The sequence below is a fragment of the Bacillus sp. Leaf49 genome (genome assembly GCF_001426125.1).
Taxonomy (GTDB): domain Bacteria; phylum Bacillota; class Bacilli; order Bacillales; family Bacillaceae; genus Bacillus; species Bacillus altitudinis.
Genome location: NZ_LMRK01000001.1, coordinates 459918 through 478199, shown reverse-complemented (window position 1 = coordinate 478199; position 18282 = coordinate 459918). Strand labels below are relative to the sequence as shown.

General features: G+C 41.3%; 16 protein-coding genes and 1 other annotated feature. Of the genes, 11 read left to right on the top strand and 5 right to left on the bottom strand.

What is annotated here, in order from left to right; genetic code table 11:
• The first annotated feature begins 98 nt into the window (after positions 1–98).
• Positions 99–1892 carry a M3 family oligoendopeptidase gene (locus tag ASG46_RS02510; protein WP_056702914.1) on the top strand — a complete coding sequence of 598 codons (1794 nt, stop codon included), beginning with the start codon at positions 99–101 and terminating at the stop codon, positions 1890–1892.
• 214 nt (positions 1893–2106) lie between these two features.
• Here the strand turns inward: ASG46_RS02510 and ASG46_RS02505 are convergent, their stop codons facing one another.
• Complete coding sequence (locus ASG46_RS02505; RefSeq protein WP_056702912.1) at positions 2107–2841, bottom strand: alpha/beta family hydrolase; 735 nt, start codon at positions 2839–2841, stop codon at positions 2107–2109.
• Between the two features lie 189 nt (positions 2842–3030).
• Here ASG46_RS02505 and ASG46_RS02500 point away from each other — a divergent pair, with 189 nt between their 5' ends.
• The 5 genes from ASG46_RS02500 (at position 3031) to ASG46_RS02480 (ending at position 7586) form a co-directional block, all read left to right on the top strand.
• Positions 3031–3879: a YitT family protein gene (locus ASG46_RS02500; protein ID WP_007500000.1), complete on the top strand. Its 849-nt coding sequence runs from the start codon at positions 3031–3033 to the stop codon at positions 3877–3879.
• Between the two features lie 48 nt (positions 3880–3927).
• A complete protein-coding gene (gene cccB / locus ASG46_RS02495) occupies positions 3928–4257 on the top strand; it encodes a cytochrome c551 (protein ID WP_007500002.1) in 330 nt (109 codons plus the stop codon).
• 382 nt (positions 4258–4639) lie between these two features.
• Positions 4640–5326: a cell division ATP-binding protein FtsE gene (gene ftsE / locus ASG46_RS02490; protein ID WP_008348229.1), complete on the top strand. Its 687-nt coding sequence runs from the start codon at positions 4640–4642 to the stop codon at positions 5324–5326.
• Positions 5319–6209 carry a permease-like cell division protein FtsX gene (gene ftsX / locus ASG46_RS02485; RefSeq protein WP_024719915.1) on the top strand — a complete coding sequence of 297 codons (891 nt, stop codon included), beginning with the start codon at positions 5319–5321 and terminating at the stop codon, positions 6207–6209. The genes ftsE and ftsX overlap by 8 nt, the downstream gene beginning before the upstream one ends.
• 114 nt (positions 6210–6323) lie before the next feature.
• Complete coding sequence (locus tag ASG46_RS02480; RefSeq protein ID WP_056702910.1) at positions 6324–7586, top strand: murein hydrolase activator EnvC family protein; 1263 nt, start codon at positions 6324–6326, stop codon at positions 7584–7586.
• 48 nt (positions 7587–7634) lie between these two features.
• Here ASG46_RS02480 and ASG46_RS02475 read toward each other — a convergent pair whose 3' ends face one another.
• Entirely contained in the window at positions 7635–8375 is a 741-nt protein-coding gene (locus ASG46_RS02475; RefSeq protein ID WP_008348223.1) for a sulfite exporter TauE/SafE family protein, read from the bottom strand.
• Between the two features lie 153 nt (positions 8376–8528).
• Here ASG46_RS02475 and ctpB point away from each other — a divergent pair, with 153 nt between their 5' ends.
• From ctpB to ASG46_RS02460, 3 genes are all read left to right on the top strand, one after another.
• The gene (gene ctpB / locus ASG46_RS02470; protein ID WP_056702908.1) at positions 8529–9977 is read left to right on the top strand and encodes a carboxy-terminal processing protease CtpB; all 1449 of its coding nucleotides are present in this window, start codon (positions 8529–8531) and stop codon (positions 9975–9977) included.
• A 344-nt stretch (positions 9978–10321) separates the two neighbouring features.
• Positions 10322–10675, top strand: a complete 354-nt coding sequence (locus ASG46_RS02465; RefSeq protein ID WP_007500014.1) for a swarming motility protein SwrAA — start codon at positions 10322–10324, stop codon at positions 10673–10675.
• 68 nt (positions 10676–10743) lie between these two features.
• Entirely contained in the window at positions 10744–11931 is a 1188-nt protein-coding gene (locus ASG46_RS02460) for a PDZ domain-containing protein (protein WP_056702907.1), read from the top strand.
• 9 nt (positions 11932–11940) lie between these two features.
• Here the strand turns inward: ASG46_RS02460 and ASG46_RS02455 are convergent, their stop codons facing one another.
• Complete coding sequence (locus ASG46_RS02455) at positions 11941–12306, bottom strand: winged helix-turn-helix transcriptional regulator (RefSeq protein WP_017357877.1); 366 nt, start codon at positions 12304–12306, stop codon at positions 11941–11943.
• Between the two features lie 220 nt (positions 12307–12526).
• Here ASG46_RS02455 and ASG46_RS02450 point away from each other — a divergent pair, with 220 nt between their 5' ends.
• Both ASG46_RS02450 and ASG46_RS02445 read left to right on the top strand, forming a co-directional pair.
• A complete protein-coding gene (locus ASG46_RS02450) occupies positions 12527–13201 on the top strand; it encodes an NAD(P)H-dependent oxidoreductase (RefSeq protein WP_045033987.1) in 675 nt (224 codons plus the stop codon).
• A 91-nt stretch (positions 13202–13292) separates the two neighbouring features.
• Positions 13293–13517: a binding site (T-box leader), on the top strand.
• Between the two features lie 75 nt (positions 13518–13592).
• Positions 13593–14942, top strand: coding sequence for an amino acid permease (locus ASG46_RS02445; RefSeq protein ID WP_008348215.1), 1350 nt, complete (start codon positions 13593–13595; stop codon positions 14940–14942).
• A 48-nt stretch (positions 14943–14990) separates the two neighbouring features.
• Here the strand turns inward: ASG46_RS02445 and ASG46_RS02440 are convergent, their stop codons facing one another.
• Together ASG46_RS02440 and ASG46_RS02435 are read right to left on the bottom strand one after the other, a co-directional pair.
• Complete coding sequence (locus tag ASG46_RS02440) at positions 14991–15983, bottom strand: glycosyltransferase family 2 protein (RefSeq protein WP_056702903.1); 993 nt, start codon at positions 15981–15983, stop codon at positions 14991–14993.
• A gap of 31 nt (positions 15984–16014) precedes the next feature.
• Complete coding sequence (locus ASG46_RS02435; protein ID WP_056702900.1) at positions 16015–18135, bottom strand: ArnT family glycosyltransferase; 2121 nt, start codon at positions 18133–18135, stop codon at positions 16015–16017.
• Positions 18136–18282: the final 147 nt, after the last annotated feature.

Below are 18282 nucleotides of genomic sequence, written 5' to 3'. Positions count from 1 at the left end.
TAATTGTGAGAAAATATAATGAATATAAAGGAATACATATGCCATACTGACTCTATATCCTTTGTATGATGAAATTAGCAATTAAAGGGGGAAATAATTTGGGATTAAAACCATTACAAGAGACGTGGGATTTAGATGCCTTTTTTAAAGGAGGCAGTTCTTCATCAGAATTTATCACATACTTACAGCACATACAGCAGCTATTAGATGAGTTACGACAAAAGGTAGATGCCTTTTCAAAAGAAGATACACAAATTGAAAAAAAGTTAACAGCTGTCCTTGAAACGTATGAAATCACATATAAAAAACTAGCGCAAGCAGGTTCATTTGTATCCTGTCTACAATCTCAAAATACAAAGGATATGAAGGCGGGCAGTCTCCGGGGGTCTATTGCCAAGCTGGAAGCTGAATTAGGAACCATTCTAGCAGGGTTTGATCAATCACTTGCTGAGATTCCTACTAGCCACTGGGAAGAATTAATGGATTCAGCCGCTTTTTCAGATGTTCGTTACATATTAAATGAACGAAGAGAACATGTGAAAGATCAACTGCCTGTTGAACAGGAAACACTCATTCAAAAACTAGCAGTAGATGGGTATCATGCGTGGGATGAACTTTATTCTAGCTTGGTGAACAAAATTACCATTCCATTTGAGCAAAATGGTGAAACACAAATGATTTCTGTAGGCCAAGCAGAAAATGCGATGGATGATTCAGACCGTGAAGTGAGAAAAGCCGTGTATCATAATTTAGAACATGCATGGACACAGGATGAACATTTGTTTGCAAGCACACTCAATCATCTTGCTGGTTTTCGTTTACAAGTATATGAAGCAAGAGGATGGGATCATATATTAAAAGAGCCCCTTGATATTTGCCGGATGAAACAAGAGACGCTCGATACAATGTGGTCTGTCATTGATGAACATAAACAGCCATTCATTGATTATTTACAACGTAAAGCTGACTTGCTTGGGGTTGATAAACTGAGCTGGTTTGATGTGGGAGCGCCTATTGGAAGTGAGACAAAAACCTATTCTTATCAAGACGCAGCCGCTTTTATTATCAAGCATTTCGCAGGGTTTGGAAAAGAGCTTGCTGCTTTTACTGAAAAAGCTTTTAATGAACGCTGGGTAGAAGCTGAGAATCGCCCAAACAAACGAGTGGGCGGTTTTTGTACGAATTTCCCTGATAGCGGAGAATCACGTATTTTTATGACCTTCTCAGGGACTCCATCCAATGTAGCGACACTAGCACATGAGCTTGGTCATTCGTTCCATCAGGAAGTCATGCAGGATGTTCGGATGTTAAATCGTAAATATGCGATGAATGTAGCTGAAACTGCGTCGACATTCGCAGAAATGATTGTGGCAGATGCTTCATTAAAAGAGGCGGCCAATGAAGAAGAGCGTCTCAGTTTGCTAGAGGATAAGCTGCAGCGCAGTGTGGCATTCTTTATGAATATTCAATCACGCTTTTTATTTGAACAACGTTTTTATGAAGAGCGCAAACAAGGAGAAGTGCCAGCTGACCGCTTGAATGAGTTGATGGTAGAAGCACAGAAGGAAGCCTTTGGCGACTCTTTAGATGAATACCATCCGCATTTCTGGGCGTCTAAACTGCATTTCCATATTACAGGTGTCCCGTTTTATAACTTCCCTTACACCTTCGGATACATGTTCTCGCTAGGTATTTACGCGAAAGCATTGCAGGCTGGGGCATCATTTGAAGAGAAATATATTGCGCTATTAAAAGATACAGCGTCAATGACTGTAGAAGATTTGGCATATAAGCACCTAGGTGTCGACCTGACTCAAAAAGCATTTTGGGAAGAGGCCATTTCACTGGCTGTGGCAGATGCTGAAGAGTTTTTAGAAGCGACGAAGGCATAAAAAATGAAAAGCTCCCATTACGGGAGCTTCAGCGTGTAGACAAACCCTCGCATTCGGTGTCAGTCCTGCGCTTCGGTGCTCACGAATGTCAGATTCGCTCCGCACCGATGCTCGTCCTTCCTAGACTGCAAAGGTTTTCAATCACGCTGAAAAGAAGACAAAGGGCTAAAATCAAGTTCATTTTAGCCCTTTGTCAACAATCCTGCAGCTCCCATTACGGGAGCTTTTTTGCTGGTTTTAACCATTCCAGCATCGTCTGAACGATGTCTTTTTGTTGCGTGAGGACTGGAATGTCTGCAGGCTGATCCCCTTTTTGTTTGCCATACATGCCAAATTGAGCATGATTACCGCCTTTTATCTCATGGTACACCGTTTGAGAAGGTAGCTGCTTTTTCGATTTTTTGATTTTTTCTTGTGTCGCCAGCCCATCTTTTTCGCCTGAAATAGATAATACTTGCAAGGAAGCCTGTTTCAAATCATCTGATGCAGGATAGGAGGCAAGGAAAAAGAGGCCGTCCAGCTTGCTTTGATTTTTCTCTGCATACATAGCGGCAGCTGTCCCGCCTAGTGAATGTCCGCCAATGTACCAATGCTTGATGGCCGGATGACTTTTGAGGATCTCCTCTGCCTTCTTCGTATTAAAAATCGCGAAGGAAAATGGCATGTCTGGGATAAAGACTGAATAGCCTTTCTTCATCAGCGCATTCCCAAGATAGGCATACGCAAGAGGTTCAACTTTTGCCCCAGGATAGAGAATGATGCCAGTATCGCTTTTTGATGCTTCAAATGAATATACCCCATTTTTATGATCGACTTGCTCAATATTCATCTGCTTTTTTAACGCTTCCGATGGTCCATATGTAAAGCGGCTCCATGTATAGAAAGCACCAAAAGCTAAGATGATGAGTGCAAGTAATGTAATACCGGTGATCTTCAGTATTTTCTTCATCGTATGTCCCTTCTTTCTCATGTACATATTAAATATACCATCATTTACTCTTCTGCCAAACGGCAAGTACGCTGATCCGGCTGTGTGATAAAGTATTAATCCATTAGCACTGCATTTGGCTGTTATTTACAATCCGAATGAGAGGGCTTAAAATAGGTGTGCATTCAGAAGTAACGGAGGAAGAAAGACATGAAGCAGGAACATTCTCAATTTTGGATTGAAGTGAAAAATTATGTACTCATTTTAATAGGATCAGCTATCGTAGCGGTTGGCTTTAATACGTTATTATTACCAAATCAGATTGCTGCTGGCGGTGTGAGTGGAATCAGTACCATTATGCAGTCATTCGGTTTTGAAGCTGCATATGTACAATGGGGTCTCAATATTCCGCTCTTTATCGCAGGCTTTTATTTATTAGGTGGAACATTTGGGGTAAAAACGCTCGTTGGTTCTGTCTTTTTACCTTTAATGGTGTTCTTAACAAGACACATTGCTCCTGTCACCCATGAAGCACTGCTCGCCGCAATATTTGGCGGTGTAGTGATTGGGATCGGGATTGGGCTCGTTTTCCTCGGCAATGGTTCAACGGGAGGAACGGCACTTGCGGCCAAAATCATCAATAAATATACAGGGCTGACGTTAGGTACTTGTTTAGCGATGATGGACGGTTTGATTGTTTTGGCGGCCATGACTGTTTTTGGGATTGAAGAAGGACTGTACGCTGTGATCGGAGTGTTCATTTCTAGCAAGACGATTGATGTCGTACAGGCTGGCTTTAGTCACTCGAAGATGGCTATGATTATTACGGGCCATGAGGATGAGGTCAGACAGGCGGTGTTTGATCAAATTGATCGTGGTGTAACGAAGATTTCAGCAGTAGGTGGGTACACCGACCATGACCGGCCTATTTTAATGTGTGTTGTAGGGCAGTCACAATTCACAAAGTTGAAACAAGTGGTAAAAGCGATCGATGCATCAGCGTTTGTCATCGTCATGGATGCAAAAGAGGTGCTGGGTGAGGGTTTTAAAAGGGCGTAAACAAGGATATAATAACGTTGACCAAATGATTGTAAGGGAGGGAAATACATGAAAAAGAGCGGATTAACGCTTCTTTTTGTCGCTATGCTTTTTGTACTTGCGGCCTGTGGAGGAAATTCAAGCAGCAGTGACAAAGAAGGCAGTAAAAGTGCTTCAAATGTGAGCAGTGGTGAAGAGATTTATCAGCAAAACTGTATTGGCTGTCATGGAAAAGACTTATCTGGCGGAGGCGGCCCAAGCCTGAAAGAAGTCGGGAAAAAATATAATGAAAGCCAAATTGCAGATATTGCCCAGAACGGTAAAGGATCTATGCCAAGTGGAATGGTAGATGAAAAACAAGCAAAAGAAGTCGCCAAATGGCTTGCAGAGAAAAAATAAAACCTTTGTCTAATCGACAAGGTTTTTTTATTTTCTATTTGTAGAAAAAGACTTTTGGATAGTATGAAAACGTATTATATTAAATTTTATTTAAAAAATAAGGGTAAAAAGACATGTTTTTCGGTTTTGGTTGCTCTATTTACCTTTTATTTATAAGTTTTGAAATATAAATGTAATACCATTGCGTCGATTCATGACGTATAATTGGAGTTGTTGAAATTTAGACGATTCAATTTTTTCATCTTTTTGGATGAAAAGGACATAAATTGCTTGTGCGTATCGAAGGGTATGTGCGTGACCATACATAACGTTTTTTGACGAGAAGTGTCAGAACATCATGATAAGCTGTTTGACAGCGAATAAGAAAAGATTAGGTGATTACATGATTGAAATGAAGGAAGTCTATAAGATCTATCCTAATGGTGTAAAGGCGATCAATGGAATCAATGTCTCTATCCATCCAGGAGAGTTTGTGTATGTTGTTGGTCCCAGTGGCGCTGGTAAATCCACGTTCATTAAAATGATGTATCGTGAAGAGAAGCCAACCAAAGGAAAAATCTTAATTAATAACAAAGATTTAGGCTCGATGAAGGAAAAAGAAATTCCTTACGTGAGAAGAGAAATTGGCGTAGTATTCCAAGATTTCAAACTACTTCCAAGTCTCACGGTCTTTGAGAACGTGGCATTTGCTCTTGAAGTCATTGGTGAACAGCCAAGTATTATTAAGAAAAAAGTGCTTGAGGTACTTGATTTGGTGCAATTAAAGCACAAAGCTCGTCAATTTCCAGATCAGCTTTCCGGCGGTGAACAGCAGCGTGTATCGATCGCTCGTTCGATCGTCAATCATCCTGAGGTTGTCATTGCAGACGAACCGACAGGAAACCTTGATCCAGATACTTCATGGGAAATCATGAAGACACTCGAAGAGATTAATAACCGCGGAACAACAGTCGTCATGGCGACACACAACAAAGAGATTGTAAACAGCATGAAGAAACGCGTCATCGCAATCGAAGATGGAATGATTGTACGTGACGAAGCAAGAGGGGAGTACGGAATTTATGATTAAAACTCTCTCGCGGCATTTACGTGAGAGCTTCCGTTCACTTGGAAGAAACACGTGGATGACATTTGCATCAATTAGTGCGGTCACTGTCACATTGATTTTAGTTGGGGTTTTTCTTGTCATTATGCTCAACTTGAATAACATGGCATCGAACGCTGAGAAAGAAGTAGAAGTAAAAGTTCTCATCGATTTAACTGCGAATCAAAAGCAGCAGGATGAATTAAAAGCAGAAATTGAGAAGATTCCTGAAATCAGTGATGTGAAATACTCATCCAAGGATGATGAACTAAAAGCACTGATTAAAAGCTTTGGTGAAAATGGACAATCTATGGGATTGGTTGATCAAGAAAATCCATTGAATGATGCGTTTATTGTGAAAACAACAGATCCCCACGATACACCAAAAGTAGCGAAGAAATTAGAAAACCTAAAAGGGACGTATAAAGTCACTTATGGAAAAGAAGAGGTCAGCCGACTCTTTAATGTTGTCGGAGTGGCGCGTAATGTCGGCATCGCACTTATTATTGGGCTTTTATTTACAGCGATGTTCTTGATTTCCAATACGATCAAAATTACGATTTTTGCTAGACGTAAAGAAATTGAGATTATGAAACTAGTAGGTGCAACGAACTGGTTTATCCGCTGGCCGTTCTTCATCGAAGGATTACTACTTGGTGTATTTGGCTCGATTATACCAATCGCTGTATTGCTTGGCACGTATCAATATGCTGTCGGCTGGGTGGCGCCAAGGGTACAAGGTTCATTTATTTCAATGCTTCCATACAATCCGTTTGTCTATCAAGTATCACTGATCCTTCTATTGATCGGTGCCATTATCGGTGTGTGGGGAAGTTTAACGTCCATCCGTAAATTCTTGAAAGTATAAATCTATTTATATTGATGGCAGCACTCGAAGATTCTATAGAAGATGTGACCGGTTGATCCAATTCATCCGGTCGACTCTTTATGCAGGCAGTTGTCATGGGAGGGGAATATCGTTTTGAAAAGAAAGCTGATGATGGCTGGAATGGCAGCGTTTATTGGAACAACGTGGCTATACATTCCAGGGAACGAAAATCGTGCATTCGCATACGAAGACCTAGATCAAAAACGTCAACAAATTGAAGAGAAAACATCGAAGACTGAATCAACCTTGAAGAAAAAGAAATCAGAACTGGCAAAGCTTGAAAAGAAAGAATCAAAGCTAAAGCAAGAAATTGAAAAAATTGACCAAAAAGTAAGTGCCGCAACTGAAAAAGTCGCTGAAAAAGAAAAAGAGGTCAAACAGACGAAACAAGAGATCAAAAAACTAAAAAAAGAGATTGAAGTCATCAACGAGCGAATTGAAAAGAGAAAAGCGATTTTCAAAGATCGAATTCGTTCTATGCAAAAAAGTGGCGGTACAATCAACTATTTAGATGTGCTGCTAGGTGCTCGTAGCTTTAGTGATTTTGTCAGTCGTGTGGGAGCTGTTACAACCATCGTCGAAGCAGATAAAGACATGATTACAGAACACGAAAATGATTTGGAGCTAGTAGAGCAAAAAGAAGCAGAGCTAAATAAACAGCTAAGTGGACTTGAAACATCTTTGAAAGAGCTTGAAACGTTGAAAAAGGACCTATCTAAACAGCAAAAAGAAAAAGGAAAAGTCCTTGGTCATGTAACGGAAGAAAAAGAACATGCACATGATGAACTAGGAAAGCTTGAAAATGAACAAGAAATTTTAGCGAATCAAAAAGCGGCGGTAAAGTCTGAAGAGGCACGCCGTCAAAAAGAAGAAGCGAAGAAAGCAGAACAAGCAGCTGCTGAAAAAAGTGCACCTGCACCAAGTGGAGGATCTGATCAAGTGTCAGATACACCAGCAAGCAGCTCCGGTTTCATTAAGCCAGCTGCAGGCCGTTTCTCATCAGGCTTTGGCGGACGTTCTGGCGGACAGCATTACGGATTAGATATTGCAGCTAGAGGCACAGTATCTGTCGTTGCAGCCGCATCTGGAACAGTCACGAACTCAAGCTATTCGACGAGCTATGGGAATGTGGTGTTCATTACACATAACATCAATGGCCAAACGTATCAAACGGTATACGCTCATCTTTCAACAAGAAGTGTATCAACAGGTCAAAGAGTCGAGCAAGGTCAATTCCTTGGATATATGGGGAACACAGGTCAATCAGATGGCCAGCATCTTCATTTTGAAATTCATAAAGGATTATGGAATGGCGCGAAATCAAATGCAGTCAATCCAGCGCAATATATCCGCTGACAAAAAGCCGATAACAGCATGTTATCGGCTTTTTTCATGTAGATGAAATTAAAATAACAGCAGTAATCCGGCAATAATAGGTGTTAAAAGCACAGCGGATTTTAATAACAGTTTCGGCGCAAGGCGGGTAAATTTTGCCCCAATAAAAGCCCCTAATACGGTACCGATTAAGATCTGAACGAGCAGGATAAAGTCAACATAGCCTTCTGAAATATAACCAATTCCACCGCCAATAGAGATTGGAATAATCACTAGCATCGTTGTGCCAACAGCTTGTCTAATAGACAGCTTCAGCAAAATCAAAAGCCCCACTTGAATAAATGGTGCTGATCCGATACCGAACATCCCTGAAAGCATCCCTGATACAAGGCCTAATATAATGCCCCTGATCAGCAATTGGCGTGAAGAAAGCGGCTGCTGTTCAGCATCTTCTTTTAGGACAAACAATTTGATCATCATAAAAACAGCAGATAAAAAGAGCATACCAGCTGTTAAATAGTGCAGGCTATCCTCTGGAATAAAAGGAGCCACTTTTGCTCCGGCAAATGAAGCAATACAAGCTAGTGCACCGACAATCAAACCTGATTTGAGCTGGATATTTCCTTCCCGGTAGTGGCTGTATGCACCAGATAAAGTCGTAAATGCCATAGCAGCTAAAGATGTCCCAAGTGCAGTATGGATTGGTACATCAAAGATTAACGTCAGCAATGCGATGACAAAACCAGCCCCGCCAGCTCCTACAAACCCTAGTAAAATTCCTAATAAAAGCATCGTCAATATAATATACATAGCGAAGACTCCTTCTCGATCGTAACAAAATAAAAATTACACCTATTGAAATGATTAGTCAAGCCTCCTTAGGAGAATGTCTTTACATGAAATCCCTTCTTCTGGCATATAATAACTCAGGTCATCAGGAAGAGTTGAAGAAGGAGGCCAAATATGAAAAAACAAATCGCATCCATCATGGCAAGTGTCATTCTCATCATCAGTGCAGGGGTTATGACGCATAAAGAGGCGACTCAAGCGGAGTCACCGAAAGCGGCTGCTGCAGTGGCTGGACAAGCTCAATCAAGTGATCGAGCAAAGGAAAACGGAATGGAGAAAATTGAGAAAGCCTATGACCTCATTTCGAATGAATATGTAGAGGAAGTGGATCGTCAAAAGCTGCTTGAAGGTGCCATACAAGGAATGCTTTCAACCTTAAATGATCCGTATTCAGTATACATGGACAAGCAAACCGCAAAGCAATTTTCGGATTCACTTGATTCCTCATTTGAAGGAATTGGGGCAGAAGTTGGAATGGATGAAGGAAAGATTATCATTGTCTCTGCCTTTAAAAAATCCCCTGCGGCAAAGGCGGGTCTGAAACCGAAAGATGAAATCATCAGCATTGACGGTGAGTCGATGAAAGAAAAAAGCCTAAACGATGCTGTACTGAAAATAAGAGGAAAAAAAGGAACGTCTGTCGCCTTGAAAATCAGACGAAATGGAATTGAAAAAGAGTTAACATTCCATATCAAACGAGAAGAAATCCCGCTTGAAACCGTAACGGCTTCAATGAAAGAGGTCAATGGTCATAAAACAGGCTATATTGCGATCTCTAGCTTCTCTGAAGATACGGCGAAGGATTTCACGGCAAGCTTGAATAAGCTCGAGAAAAAGGGCATGGAAGGCCTTGTGCTGGACGTGAGAGGAAATCCTGGCGGCTATCTACAAAGTGTGGAAGACATTTTGAAACATTTTATCACAAAGGATCAGCCATATATTCAAATTGCAGAACGGAATGGCGATCGAAAACGATATTTTTCAAAACGAAAAGAACAAAAACCATACCCGGTTAATGTCTTAATTGATAAAGGAAGTGCATCCGCTTCTGAAATTCTGGCTGGTGCCATGAAAGAAGCAGGGAAGTATGAAGTGGTAGGTGACGTTTCCTTTGGTAAAGGGACTGTGCAGCAGGCGGTACCAATGGGAGATGGGAGTAACATTAAATTAACGCTGTATAAGTGGCTGACACCGAAAGGGAATTGGATTCACAAAAAAGGCGTTGTGCCGACCATTGCGATTCATCAACCAGATTACTTCACCGTTGGCCCGCTCCAGCTGAAAGAACCGCTTCAGCTTGATATGAACAATGAAGAAGTCAGACAAGCGCAGACATTGTTAAAAGGCTTATCATTCGACCCTGGCAGAGTAGATGGGTATTTTGACGAAGAAACGAAAAAGGCTGTACTCGCATTTCAAAGCACATACAATCTCGATAAATCAGGTGTGATTGATTTAAAGACAGCGAAAATGATGAACAAGATGGTAGATGAAGTGAAATCTTATGAAAAGAATGATCTTCAGCTGCAAACTGCACTAAAAGCACTATATCTCAAAAAATAAAGAGGCGAATAAATGCCTCTTTTTTTTGGTTCATAAGTGTTACGAACATGTAATAATTTATTCTTAAAAATATATTATATCGAGAAATATATTCATTTATTTTACAAAAAACATAACATTCCTTCGAATTTACCCGATAACATATTTATATAAGAGACTTTCTGTTGATTTAAACATGTCATGAAAATGAAACTTTTGAAAGTTGTATGTTACATAAATAATTCTTACAATAAAAAGTAGCACTCATTTTAAATATTTTATTTTTTGCGGATATTCAGCTTAAGCATTGAGCTGTACCGAGGTTTGCGCTTTTCTTAAAAGAACTAGTAAATGGGGGTACACAATTGAAAAGGGCAAGTATTGTGAGAGAGAAAAAATATTACGAGTTGGTAGAGGAGCTTAAGAGTCGTACAAAAGATGTGACGTTTTCGGCTACAAAGGCATTAAGTCTACTCATGCTGTTAAGCAGGTACTTGGTCAATTACACAACGGTAGAATCAGTCGACGAGATCGATGAAGACTGTGCTGAGATATACTTCAATTATTTAATGGATAATCATAAGAGACTTGGTATAAACTTAACCGACATCAAGAGGTCCATGCAGCTTCTCGGCGGCATACTAGATGTAGATGTAAATCACTATTTAAAAGATTTTTCACTGTCGAATGTCACACTTTGGATGAATCAGGAGAAATAAACCTGATGTCAAGCATCGATTTATTTGATAGAATAAGAGAAAATGCTTGACTTGGGCGGTGAACGATAATGAGCTCGGAGTGGATGGGAGCCGGATTAAAAGCGGTCGGTCTGTTTTTAATCCATCCTCTTTTTTATTTTATGATATTAATCAGCCTATTATATGGCTACATCCGCGTAAAGCGGGAGAGAAAAGCGTTTCAAACAAGAATAGAAGATGTTTACGATGAACTGAAATTTACATATTCAAAGGGATGGGTTCCAGGAATTTGTCTATCGATCATATCTGTAGGCTTAGGGATTTCCCTTCCGCCTGGATTCATCGTGCTGATTGCAGCGATGACCATCGTTTTCTCTTTATTCTTTAAGGCGAGTGCGCTTTCGTCTGCATACACACTCGGTTTCAGTTTTATTGCGGCATTTGGACTGATGTCTGTTCAAGTGAGCCATTCTTGGCTGCCGCAGCTTTCAATGATGAATGCATCAGCCGTTGTGATCCTGTTAGGGCTACTGTTAATGACCGAAGGCATCTTAGCCTATCGAACGGCGCATTTACGTACATCGCCTGCAATGGTGATGAGTGCGAGAGGACTTTTGATCGGCCAGCAGCGAGCAAACCGTCTGTGGCTTTTACCACTTGTTTTGCTGATGCCGGCAGGTGAATGGACTTCTTCTCTGCCATGGTGGCCTGTGCTTCAAGTGCACGATCAAAGCTTTTCATTTATTGTGATCCCGTACATCATCGGCTTTGGCCAGCGTATTCAAGGATCGCTGCCAATTGTAAGTATTCAAATTACGTCACGCCGAATAATGATGCTCGGTCTAGTTGTTGCTGCAGTAGGTGCGGCAAGTATTTGGTTTGAGCCGATTGCGTGGGGAGCTGTTGTTCTAGCGATTGCAGGAAGAGCCTTTTTATCATGGAAGCAGAGGGCGAATGACAACGCTGCACCATTCTTTTTCTCTAAGCGGAATCAAGGGCTTATGGTGCTTGGTATCATTCCGAATACCCCTGCGGCTGATTTAAAGCTTGAGATCGGAGAAATTATTACAAAGGTCAATGGAATCGAGATCAAAACCGTTTCAGAATTTTATGAAGCACTACAAACCAATCGTGCTCTGACAAAGCTCGAGATCATTGGTCTCAATGGTCAGACAAGGTTTGAGAAACGCGCCTCTTACGAAGGGGAGCATCACCAGCTTGGTATCTTGTTTGTGAAGGACGATCCACAGCAAGAGCCAACGGCGATTTCATCTTAAAAAAAGCTGCTAGAGATGGCAGCTTTTTTCTTTTGGGCGCGTTTCTCTTCCATAGGATTCGCCCCATTCACGCATGGCAAAGATAATGGGCTTTAACGTATTTCCAAGAGAAGTCAGTGAATACTCGACACGAGGAGGAACTTCCTCATAAACTTCACGGTGAACAATCCCGTCTTGTTCAAGTTCTCGTAATTGCAACGTCAGGACACGCTGCGAAATTCTTGGCAGAAGCCGGCGTATTTCGTTGTAACGCTTTGGACCGCAAGTCAAATGATAAAGGATGACGCCTTTCCATTTCCCTCCGATGACATTTGTAGTGATAGACACGGGACAGCCATGATTCACAATACTGACTGGATTGGATGGTGCACTCATCTCAACATTCCTTTCTTAAACGAAAATGGTCATAAACGAACATGTTTGTACCTAACGAACAAAAATGTGCGTACTTGAATCAATGGAAGCTTTTCTTTTACCATAGAGATAGACATCACACATTCGGGTTGTTTGTTTTCCTATCATAACAATTTCTATTAGGGAATGGAAAGAAATTGGATTGTGGGAACACACCTGTTCATTAGAAAGGATGAATAATATGCGAGACAAAGAGCTATTAAAAAAAGAAATCATTGAGGCGTATGAATTCCGTCATGCGACAAAAGAGTTTGACCCAGCGAAAAAGATTCCAGAGGATGATTTTGCATTTATTTTAGAAACAGGAAGACTTTCTCCAAGCTCTGTAGGGTTTGAGCCTTGGAAGTTCCTCGTTGTTCAAAATGAAGCATTCAGAGAAAAATTAAAAGAGTATACATGGGGGGCGCAAAAGCAGCTTCCAACTGCCAGCCATTTTGTGATCATCTTGGCAAGAACAGATGCCCGCTATGATTCAGCATATGCAGAATACATCAACAAGCAAATCAAAGGAATGACAGACGAAACGTTTGAAATGGTCAAGGGGCGCTACAGAGAATTCCAAGAGAACGATCTTCATCTACTAGAAAATGACCGTACATTATTTGATTGGGCTTCAAAACAAACGTATATTGCCTTAGGTAACATGATGACAGCTGCGGCACAGATCGGCATTGATTCATGCCCAGTGGAAGGATTTAGCTACGATCACATCCATCGTATCTTAGAAGAAGAAGGGTTACTGGAGGATGGTCAATACGACATCTCTGTCATGGCAGCCTTTGGTTATCGTGTCACTGAGCCAAAACGCGGCAAAACACGTCGCCCGATGGATGAAGTAGCTGTTTGGATTCGTTAATCGCTGTTTGTCTGAAAAAGGCTGTTGACAATTGCGTGGTTAGTCAGTATATTTAAAAAATAAAATCTTTGACGAATATACAAATTTGACTATAAACGCTTTGACTTGAGAATAGTAAATGAACATCCGTTTTTTAAGAGAGCTGCGGGTCGGTGCAACGCAGTAAAACGAATCATTGAACTCGCTCAAAGAGCGGTAAGACTGAATGAATAGTAAGTCTTTACGTGTGACCTCCGTTATCGGGTTTTAAGTTGGATTCAGCCATGGCTGAATCAATAAGAGTGGTAACGCGGTTGCAAGGTCAGTCGTCTCTTCCGGGAGATGGCTGGCCTTTTTATATGCTTTTATCTCATATTTGTCTGAAGATTCAAATTTAAAGGAGCTATAGAAAATGGAAAAGGAACATGTGCAGTTAAAACGAACAATGACATCAAGGCATATTATGATGCTTGCGCTTGGCGGTGCCATCGGTGCTGGTCTGTTTAAAGGAAGTAGTTCTGCCATTGATATTGCGGGTCCTGCTGTCATTTTGGCATACATGATTGGTGGTCTTATTTTATTATTTATTATGCAAGGACTTGCCGAAATGACCGTTGCACGACCTGGAGCAAGAACATTCCGTGACTTGATTGAACCTGTGTTAGGAAAGTATCCGGCTTATTTCTTAGACTGGATTTATTGGAAGATGTGGGTGCTGAACATTGCAGCAGAAGCGATTGTGTCGGCCATCTTTATTCAGTACTGGTTCCCACAAGTGCCAATCTGGATGCTTGTGTTAATCATTTCACTTGTAGTCACAATCATTAATGTTTGCTCAGTCAAAATGTTTGCTGAGACAGAGTATTGGTTGGCTTCTATTAAAATTGCTGTCATCATCTTATTTATTATCATTGGATTTACCATGCTATTTGTCTCATTCGGACAGCATGCAGCACCTGGATTGTCTAACTTAACGGATCACGGTGGATTTTTCCCAAATGGTACTGGCGGATTAATTGCAGCAATGCTGGTTGTCGTGTATTCATATGGTGGGACGGAGATGATTGGGGTCACGTTAGCAGAAACAAAAAACCCTGAAAAAGTCATCCCAAAGGCCATTCAAAGTACGTTTGTACGCATCATCGGTTTTTATGTACTACCGTTCTTTATCATTGTCAGCTTAATCCCTTGGAATCAAGTCAACAATGAGCAAGTAAGTCCATTTGTGACAGTGTTTGCAACAATCGGAGTACCGTATGCTAGTGACATCATGAATGGTATTATCTTACTAGCGATTTTGTCTTCTATGAACTCTGGCTTGTATGCTTCATCACGGGTGCTTTATACACAGGCAATGGATGGCCGTGTATGGAAAGGATTCTCCAAGCTGTCAAAACAGCAGGTGCCTGTTCGAGCCATCCTTGTATGTACATCTACCTTGTATGCAGCTGTATTGATTTCTCTTTTTGTAGGAAGTCAAACGTTTAATTACTTAATGGGCTCTTTAAGTTACACAGTTCTATTCATCTGGTTTATCATTGCCGTCGGTCATTTGAAATCTCGAAGCGTCGCACAGCCAGGCGGATATCGCGTGAAGCTGTATCCTTTCACAACGTGGTTTTCAGTTATTGCGATCATGGCCATTTTTGTCGGCGTTGTATTCAATACACCAATTGTTCAAACGCTGGTCACCATGGGCATTTATTTAATCATTACACTATCTTTCTTTATTAACAGAAAACGGTTTGAAACAGCCGTCTAATTTATTAAAAAGCGTGCAGGACCTTCTGAAGGGTCTCGCACGCTTTTTTTAATGCTGTTTATATTGCTTGAAGTGGACAGGGGATTGAACGGGATGTGGCTTTGCCTGAAGGCCATAGCTATCCCTGACGATATAAAGCGGCCGGTCCTTGGCTTCATCGTAGATTCGGCCGATATACTCCCCAATCATGCCTAACATAAAGAGGATGATCCCACTAAAGAATAGCTGAATGACAATTAATGAACTCCAGCCGGTGATGGTGCTGTTTGTAAAAAGCTTTAAATATAAAACTAGAAACATCGAAATGAAGCCAATAGCTGAAAGGGCAATACCTGCCACGCTGGCTAGCTTTAAAGGTTTGTAAGAAAAAGATGTGATCCCATCCATCGAGAGCTTGAGCATCTTTTTGAGAGGGTACTTTGTTTCTCCTGCCAACCGCTCATCCCGAACATATTCTACCGCAATCTGTTTGAAGCCAACCCAGCTCACTAATCCGCGGACAAATGGGTTTTTCTCGCGTATTTTTTTCATTTCATGACACACTTTACGATCCATCAATCTAAAGTCGCCGGTGTCAATAGGAATATCTACTTCGGTGATTTGACGTAGCACTCGGTAGAAAAGGGAAGCCGTGTACTTTTTGAAAGCTGTTTCGCCTTTTCGTTGCGTGCGGACCGCGTATACGACCTCATAGCCTTCCTTCCATTTTTCAATCATGTCTAAAATCAATTCAGGTGGATCTTGTAAATCCGCATCAATCACTACGACAGCTTCTCCCTTTGCATAATCCATTCCCGCTGTAATGGCAATTTGATGCCCAAAGTTACGAGAAAAATCAATAAGTCTCACATGCGGATCGGTCTGGCAGTACCCTTTAATCAGTTCAGCTGTTCGATCCATACTGCCGTCATTGACGAAGAGAAGCTCATATGCTTCTCCCGTCGAATCCATGACGGTCTTGAGGCGCTGATACGATTCATGGATCACAAGTTCTTCATTATACACTGGGACTACAACAGAGTATTGTATGTTCTTTTCCATCAGTCATCGTTCCTCCCTTTTAATAGATGAATTAATCAACGAATAGTTCATAAAGAGTACCGCTCTCCATTCCGCCCATTCGTCCATTTGACTGATCATTTTGTTTTGATTGTTGGCTGTCTGAGCTGTCTGTTTGCTGATTCGTTTTGGATGTAGAGCTGTTCTGCCATTTAGAAGCAGATACTTCTTTGCCATTTTTTTGAATCCAAGTGAGAATGTCAGAGCTGCCGCCTCTCATACCAGAAAGATAGAAGTATTTGATTTTACCGTCTTTAACGAGCTGTTTGAATTCATTAAGCGTGAGAATGTTATCAGATCCACTAAATCCACCTAATGCCATAACAGCTTTTCCTGTTTTAATAATGTAAGGCGAAGCAGTGGTTGCATCTGTTGTCCCGAATAGGAATTCTTCTCCCGTATTGTTTTTCTCAAGATAGCTGATCAGCTTTTCATTGACTTGTGAACTCATGCTGCCACTTGAAGTTGCAAGCTGAGGACCAGCCTCTGGCAGCATACTGTTTCCTCCGTAAAGAAGAGGTGTGCTTGCCCAGTATAGGGGTGCGATCAGCATCCCAAGGATGGCAATGAGAGACATGAATTGTTTTAGTTTTTCTTTTCCTTTTATCAAAAGTAGAGAAAGGATCGTTCCAATACCAATGATACCGACTGCAATGCTTAATCCAAGACCGATTGTGCTTGTAAATGTGGATAGGATAAAGATTTCAAATGCGGTTGTGACGAATATCGCAATTGGCAGTAGCCATTTTTTAAAGCCAGTTCCCGTTTGAAACAATTGAGTCATAGACACCCATCCGGCTCCTGCTAAGACAGCAATTGGCGGTGCCAGCATGATTAAATAATAGTGATGGAAAAATCCAGCTACACTGAAGAATGCAGCAACAGGTATAAGCCAAGCTAACCAAAATAGTGTTTCTTTTTGTTTTGTATTGAGGCGTCTTCTTTCAAAGGCTGTCGAGAAGAAGATACCAATCGCACCGAAGAGCGCAAATGGAAGCAGCCAGCTGATTTGATCGGACAGTTCAGATTGGAACAGACGTAATGGCCCTTTTGTTCCTGTTCCAAACATGCCAGAACCATTTCCCATTTTTCCGCCCCCGCCATTTGGCGGTCCATCACCATTACCGCCTGAAGGCATATCAGGTGGTGTTGTGCCGTTTGCATTGCTTGGTGGTCCTTGCATTGAAGGCTGTTCCTGACTGGATGATTGGTTTGAATTGTCTGAGTTGTTTTGAGTTCCATTTGATGGCGGCTGAGGCATGGTGGATGAATCATTGTCATTTTGCTGATCACCCTGCTGTGAAGGTGGCTGTCCCTCACCTTGATTTGTGCCGCCTCCGCCAGACTGTTGACCAGTCAACCGCTGCAGACCATTGTAACCAAAGGCTAATTCTAGTGCTGAGTTCGATTGACTTGATCCCATATAAGGACGATTGTCTTTGGAAGTGAGATCAACCGCTATAGACCATGAAGCAGATACACCTAAAAGAACAATCATTGAAATCATCAGCGATAACAACTTTTTCTTCCATGTCGTTCGATAGGCAATGATGTAAAACAGAACGAGAGCCGGTACAATCATATACGCTTGTAGCATTTTTGTATTAAAACCGACACCGATCATTGCAAAAGAAGCAATCGCCCAAAGCACTTTCTGCTGTTTCACAGCCTTGAACATCATGGCTGTTGCGAGTAAAAGAATAAAGACGAGTAAGCTATCAATGTTATTTGTACGAGATACAGCAACTGCGATTGGTGTACACGCCATAATGAGTGCTGACACTCTTGCAGCAGCCAGGCCAAATGTAGGTTTGACTAGGCGGTAGATTAAATAAACAGATCCAATGCCAGCTAAAGCTTGGGGTAAGATCACACTCCAGCCATGCAGGCCAAAAATTTTGGCGCTGATCGTTTGCAGCCAGAAGGCGAGCGGTGGTTTATCCACCGTGACATAACCTGAGGGATCGAACGAAGCAAAGAAGAAATTATGCCAGCTTTGCATCATACTTGTGACCGCCGCTGTATAATAAGCGTTCACCGTATCGTCGTTCCAAATGTTATAAATGTTTAAAATGGCAGATAAAATCAATATGAAAAATAAATAAAGATCAAATTTCTGAAAGCGTCTAATCAAAAGCTTGTCACTCCTTTTTCTTAACTTGAAAAAAGTGTAACAAGCAAATATGAATAAATTGTTAATAAAAAAAGGCCAATTCTTTATTTTTCTGTTGAATAAAAACAGCTCTAGAAAAGAGCTGTTTTGTTTAAGATGTCATCTTAT

Coding starts and splice junctions, on each gene's coding strand:
- cccB (WP_007500002.1), top strand. CDS start 3,928: ATGAAAAAGAGCGGATTAACGCTTCTTTTTGTCGCTATGCTTTTTGTA.
- ASG46_RS02440 (WP_056702903.1), bottom strand. CDS start 15,983: ATGGAAAAGAACATACAATACTCTGTTGTAGTCCCAGTGTATAATGAA.
- ftsX (WP_024719915.1), top strand. CDS start 5,319: ATGATTAAAACTCTCTCGCGGCATTTACGTGAGAGCTTCCGTTCACTT.
- ASG46_RS02475 (WP_008348223.1), bottom strand. CDS start 8,375: ATGTATATTATATTGACGATGCTTTTATTAGGAATTTTACTAGGGTTT.
- ASG46_RS02460 (WP_056702907.1), top strand. CDS start 10,744: ATGAGCTCGGAGTGGATGGGAGCCGGATTAAAAGCGGTCGGTCTGTTT.
- ASG46_RS02500 (WP_007500000.1), top strand. CDS start 3,031: ATGAAGCAGGAACATTCTCAATTTTGGATTGAAGTGAAAAATTATGTA.
- ASG46_RS02455 (WP_017357877.1), bottom strand. CDS start 12,306: ATGAGTGCACCATCCAATCCAGTCAGTATTGTGAATCATGGCTGTCCC.
- ctpB (WP_056702908.1), top strand. CDS start 8,529: ATGAAAAAACAAATCGCATCCATCATGGCAAGTGTCATTCTCATCATC.
- ftsE (WP_008348229.1), top strand. CDS start 4,640: ATGATTGAAATGAAGGAAGTCTATAAGATCTATCCTAATGGTGTAAAG.
- ASG46_RS02505 (WP_056702912.1), bottom strand. CDS start 2,841: ATGAAGAAAATACTGAAGATCACCGGTATTACATTACTTGCACTCATC.
- ASG46_RS02450 (WP_045033987.1), top strand. CDS start 12,527: ATGCGAGACAAAGAGCTATTAAAAAAAGAAATCATTGAGGCGTATGAA.
- ASG46_RS02445 (WP_008348215.1), top strand. CDS start 13,593: ATGGAAAAGGAACATGTGCAGTTAAAACGAACAATGACATCAAGGCAT.